This is a genomic window from Pseudomonas rhodesiae (assembly GCF_007858255.1).
GTDB lineage: Bacteria > Pseudomonadota > Gammaproteobacteria > Pseudomonadales > Pseudomonadaceae > Aquipseudomonas > Aquipseudomonas rhodesiae.
In genome coordinates this window covers 1-5452 of the sequence record NZ_VFEU01000055.1, presented here as the reverse complement: position 1 = coordinate 5452, position 5452 = coordinate 1, and the positions used below count along the sequence as shown (strand labels likewise).

Annotated in this window: 5 protein-coding genes and 2 pseudogenes; 6 read left to right on the top strand and 1 reads right to left on the bottom strand. The window is 54.9% G+C overall.

Annotated features, from left to right (window positions below):
* Positions 1-118 precede the first annotated feature (118 nt).
* From FIV35_RS29295 to FIV35_RS29270, 6 genes and pseudogenes are all read left to right on the top strand, one after another.
* Positions 119-415 (top strand): annotated as a pseudogene (locus tag FIV35_RS29295) (sensor histidine kinase); the annotation flags it as partial.
* Between the two features lie 82 nt (positions 416-497).
* On the top strand, positions 498-1187 hold the full coding sequence (locus tag FIV35_RS29290; protein WP_034139988.1) for a class I SAM-dependent methyltransferase: 690 nt from the start codon (positions 498-500) through the stop codon (positions 1185-1187).
* 3 nt (positions 1188-1190) lie between these two features.
* A complete protein-coding gene (locus FIV35_RS29285; protein WP_034139989.1) occupies positions 1191-1907 on the top strand; it encodes a lipopolysaccharide kinase InaA family protein in 717 nt (238 codons plus the stop codon).
* Between the two features lie 5 nt (positions 1908-1912).
* Complete coding sequence (locus tag FIV35_RS29280) at positions 1913-2299, top strand: diacylglycerol kinase (RefSeq protein ID WP_026146694.1); 387 nt, start codon at positions 1913-1915, stop codon at positions 2297-2299.
* Positions 2300-2422: 123 nt separating this feature from the next.
* Positions 2423-3451, top strand: a complete 1029-nt coding sequence (locus FIV35_RS29275; RefSeq protein WP_034139990.1) for an IS30 family transposase — start codon at positions 2423-2425, stop codon at positions 3449-3451.
* Positions 3429-5093: pseudogene (locus FIV35_RS29270) on the top strand (LTA synthase family protein); the annotation flags it as partial. The gene FIV35_RS29275 and the pseudogene FIV35_RS29270, both read left to right, overlap by 23 nt.
* An 18-nt stretch (positions 5094-5111) precedes the next feature.
* Here the strand turns inward: FIV35_RS29270 and FIV35_RS29265 are convergent.
* Positions 5112-5452, bottom strand: a 341-nt coding sequence (locus FIV35_RS29265; protein ID WP_146375120.1) for an IS3 family transposase, incomplete at its 5' end; no start/stop codon positions are given.

The window sequence follows — 5452 nt, the reverse complement described above, 5'->3', positions numbered from 1 at the left end:
ATAGGAACGGCGTGTTGGCTGCATGACATACCCGCTTAAAAGGCTAGAACTGGTGCCCACTTAAATTAAGTGCACACCATGTCCAAGCGTTGCGGGGTTGGGTAGATGACTTGGCCGGACGCATACGGCCAACCTACTGCGAAACGCACTGCATTACACCGAGAGGGGGTTTGTACGCCTAGTAATAGGATCTGGAGAGTTCCGCGTAGAGGATAGTGGCAGCGGCATTCCTTTCGAGCAGCACGAGCAGATTTTCCAGCCCTTTGTACGTGGTACACAGGCGCGAGGGGATGGTTTGGGGCTGGGTCTTTCATTAGTAAAACGCATCTGTAGCAAGCAGGGTTGGACGATCTCGGTTCAGAACCTACCCGGTGGGGGAGCATGCTTCAGCGTAACCTTGAAAAGCGTTGTTTGACGATTTTTTCACATCCTTTTGACAGGGCCATGATGCCCACCCCCCTAGTGTGGCGAGCGTACCTTCTTGTGGACGCCTCGCCATGTCGAAACCAAATCCCATCGAACTCGAATTTTCCCGTAAATATGACCAAGAGCATGCTCAGCAGTACCTGATTAAACATCAGGATGGCTTGGCTCGGCAGCTGTCGCACTGGCGCGATATTCAGGTGGCGCGCAGGGCTCTACAGCTAGCAGATGAACCCAATTTGGTGCTGGATTTGCCCTGTGGTGCTGGGCGTTTCTGGCCCATGCTTTGCGAGCAGCCCAATCGGGTGATCCTCGCCGCCGATAACTCAGCCGATATGCTCGCTACAGCATGCGCCGCACAACCGCCAGAGGTAGTCTCGCGGGTGAATACCTTTCAGACTTCGGCGTTTGATATTGACCTGGGTGTCAATGCGGTGGACTGCATCTTCTGCATACGTCTGCTGCATCACATTGAATCATCTGAGCACCGACTGGCCATTCTGCGTGAGCTCCATCGCGTTAGCCGCGATAGCGTAATACTTTCGCTCTGGGTTGATGGCAACTACAAGGCATGGAAGCGTCGCCGCCTGGAACAGCGGCGAGCAGATGAAGGCCGGGCGTCACAAAACCAAAACCGATTTGTCGTAGCCAAGTCAGTTATCGAGGATGAATTTAAACAAGCCGGCTTCCGCGTCGTCGATCACCTAGATTTTCTTCCAGGCTACGCCATGTGGCGCACTTATGTGCTGCGCAAGGAGGCCTGAGCCATGGGCGTAATGACCGAAAAAGCATCGCCGCAGCTCATCACTACAGAATTTGATCGCTGGTGGAATAGCTCCGGTATCTGGGTTGAACCGGCCAACAAGCGACGTGGTGGCGAAAGCGGCGTTCAGTTGTTGCAGCAGCGCGATTTAATGCGGCCACCCTTGTACTGCAAGCGTCAGATTGGACATACCTACCGAACTTTTTTGCATCCGTTTGGCCGCCCGACCATCCTGCGAGAACTGCAGGCCTATCGCGCTTTTGCCCGCCTGGGCATCAAGACACCTAACGTCGTTTACTGCACTGCACGGCAGAAACATGGTGCCTGGCAGGCGCTGCTGGTTACCGAAGCCCTGCAAGGCTTTGTCAGCCTAGAGCAGTGGTACGCCGTTGAGAATAGTGCCGCGCTTACGAAGGCTGCACTGATACAACTCGCAACAACCCTAGCACGCTTGCATCTGGCGGGCTGGCAGCATGGTTGCTGTTATCCCAAGCATATCTTCGTCAAATCCCAGGTAAACGAAGGCGGCACGGTGACGGTCGAAATAGCCTTGCTCGATCTTGAAAAAAGCCGCCGACGTCTACGAATCAAAGACGCTGCTCGCCGTGACCTAGGCCAGTTAGGGCGGCACCGTGGAAACATGCCTGAAACTGATCTGTTGTTTCTCCACCAGGCCTATCAGCAAGCGCTGAACAACCCTGCTGGAGTGTTGCAGCCATGAGCAACATGCCACAGAGCGACGAATTGGATGCCCTCTCGTTGAAAGGTCGCAGCGGCTTTATCCGCATTATTTATGCCACTAGATACTCGCTGGCAGGTTTGCGGGCAGCGTTTCAAGGCGAAGCGGCTTTCAGGCAACTGCTGTTATTAAATGCAGTGCTTCTGCCGCTGGCCTGTGTGGTGGACGTGACCCACAGTGAGCGCGTACTGCTAATGCTCGTGCCGATGCTGGCGTTGGTAGTGGAGCTACTCAACTCAGCCATAGAGAGCACTGTTGACCGTATTTCCCTGAGCATCCACCCACTGTCTAAACAAGCCAAGGATATGGGAAGTGCGGCGCAACTCATTGCACTGATACTGATCGCCCTTACTTGGGGTTTAATCCTGTTATAGCTTCCAATTCTTAAATTATAGAAGGCTACCCATTATGCCTCCCCGCATGCCAGCGTCCGCTGAAGCCTGGCGGCCGCGAAAACTGAGTGCAACACCTGACCTTTCCGGTACGGTGCTGCCCCTATGTCCTATTCCGAACTCAGCGTCGAAGAGCGCGCCATCATTCAACTCAGTCAAGCTCAAGGCTTCAGCCTGCGCGGCATTGCTCGCCTGATTGACAGGTCGCCCTCGACCATCAGCCGAGAGCTGAAGCGCAATCGAGGCAGTAGTGGTGCTTACTCGGCCCGCTGCGCCCAGCAACAGATGAACATTCGGCGCCAGGTTTGTCGCCCCAAGCGCAAGCTTGTGCCGGGCAGCGAGCGCTTCGAACTGGTGGCCCACATGCTGCGTAAGCGTTTGTCTCCCGAGCAGATTGCCGGCAAGCTGCGCAGCATGACCATACCCAACCTCAGAGATGCCTACGTCTGTCGTGAGACGATCTATAACGCGATCTATGCCTTGCCGGTCGGCGAGTTGCGCAAGGAGCTGATCGTCTGCCTGCGCCAAGGCAAGACGACGCGCCGGCCGCGCTCTGGTGGCGTGGATCGGCGCGGCCAGATCCCTGAGATGGTCAGCATTCATGTTCGCCCGCCAGAGATCGAAGACCGGCTGATGCCGGGGCATTGGGAGGGCGACCTGATCAAGGGTAAGGCCAACGCCTCGTCGGTAGGCACGTTGGTGGAGCGCACCAGTGGCTACCTGATGCTGATGAAGATGAACGACGCAACGGCGACCTCGGCGATGGAGGGCTTCAGTGCAGCGCTCAACAGCATGCCGCTGGCGATGCGCAAGAGCATGACCTACGACCAGGGCCGGGAGATGGCGCGGCATGCTGAAATCACCCAGCAGACAGGGGTCGCTATTTACTTCTGCGACCCGCACAGCCCCTGGCAGCGCGGTAGCAACGAAAACATCAACGGCCTGATGCGCCAGTACCTGCCCAAGGGGACTGACTTGTCGGTACACAGTCAAGAGCAATTGAATGCCATCGCCTTGGAGCTGAATATGCGCCCCCGTAAACGCTTCGATTTCAAGTGCCCGATCGAAGTCATGGGCGAGGTGATGCAGGAAGCCATGGCTATGCGGCATCATGCTCCAGCTTCAAATCAATAACCGTGTTGCACTCAGCTTCTGCAACCGCCCCTCAAATGCGAAAGAAAAACTTGGCCTAAGCGAACACCTGGCCTTCCTTTTTGGCAGTGCAGCACTATTAGTAACTTTGCTGACTCTGTTACGCGTGGCCCTATTACTTTTCAACCGAGAGCTGATTGGATCTACCGCGTGGACCAGCCTGGCGGAAGCGTTTTTTAATGGCCTGCGTTTTGACTTGCGCTTAGTGGTCTATATCTGTGCACCACTGACCCTGGCATTTGCATATCGCCCGGCAATGGTCCGCCGGACATGGCAACGCATTTGGCTAGGAACTTGCGCAGCGGTAGCTATCCTGCTCGGCATGATTGAACTGAATTTCTATCGAGAGTTTCATCAGCGTCTCAACGCATTGGTCTTTCAATATTTGCAGGAAGACCCGGCAACTGTGCTGAGCATGCTCTGGTATGGCTTTCCAGTGCTGCGCCTACTGGGTGCCTGGCTGGCGTTGAGTGCTCTATTTTTCGTACTGCTGGGTTGGCTGGATAAACGTACTCGTGGCCAGGGCCGCTCAACCGTCGAGTCGCGCCGAACAATGAATAACCTCGGTCATGGTATGACGCTGCTGCTTTGCCTGGCTATATCGGTTGTTGTGGCGCGCGGTACTTTGCGGCAAGGGCCGCCACTACGCTGGGGGGATGCATTCACCACAGACTCAATGTTTGCCAACCACTTAGGCCTCAATGGCACCTTGAGCCTTTATGCCGCAGCCAAGAACCACTACTCAGGTGATCGCGCCGACAAGATTTGGAAGAGCCGCATGCTCGCAGATCAAGCGACGACCCTGACACGCGATCTCTTATTTACCGAACACGAGCGCCTAGCAGACCAGAACACAGCGGCGATCCGCCGCGATTTTCAGCCCCCACAAAATACGCGCCTGCCGATCCGCAATGTCGTAGTGATTCTGATGGAGAGTTTTGCTGGGCACTTTGTTGGCGCGCTCGGCAGCGAAGCTGGCATCACACCGAACTTCGATCAGTTGGCTCAAGAAGGTGTGCTGTTTCGCCGCTTCTTCGCTAATGGCACCCATACCCATCAAGGCATGTTTGCCAGCATGGCCTGCTTCCCAAACTTACCCGGTTTCGAGTACTTGATGCAGACTCCGGAAGGAGGCCACCAATTCTCCGGTCTGGCTCAGTTGCTTAGCACTCGCGACTTCGACGATCTGTATGTCTACAACGGCGATTTTGCCTGGGATAACCAACGTGGCTTTTTCAGTAACCAGGGCATGACAAGGTTTATCGGTCGTAATGATTTTGTTGACCCCGTGGTATCAGACCCGACATGGGGAGTGGCTGACCAGGATATGTTTGATCGCGCTGCAGAAGAACTGCTCAAGCAAGACCCAAAGAAACCCTTCTATGCACTCCTCCAAACGCTTTCAAACCATACGCCATACGCGCTGCCAGGTGTGTTGCCTATTGAGCCCGTCACAGGACAAGGTTCGCTTGACCAGCACCTGACAGCTATGCGTTATTCTGACTGGGCTCTTGGACGATTTTTTGAAAAGGCTCGTAAAGCGCCTTATTTCAAAGACACCCTATTCGTGGTCGTGGGTGACCATGGCTTTGGTGCGCAAGAGCAGTTAACCGAGATGGATTTGTGAATCGCCCCGGGTTTCCTAGACACTCTCCAGGCTCGCTGCGTAACGCTTTTCAAACTCTACCGGTGACAGCTGATTGTTGAAACTGTGGCGTCGTTTTGGGTTGTAAAACATCTCGATGTAATCGAACACATCATCCCGAGCATCCTGGCGTGTAGTGTAGATTTTACGCTTGATCCGCTCCCGCTTTAGCAGCTGGAAAAAGCTCTCCGCTACAGCGTTGTCGTGGCAGTTACCTCGACGACTCATGCTGGCTACCAGGTTGTTAGCTTTCAAGAAGCTTCGCCAGTCTGAGCTGCTGTACTGACTGCCTTGATCCGAGTGGATCATCACCTCTTGCTTCGGCTTACGTCTCCAAA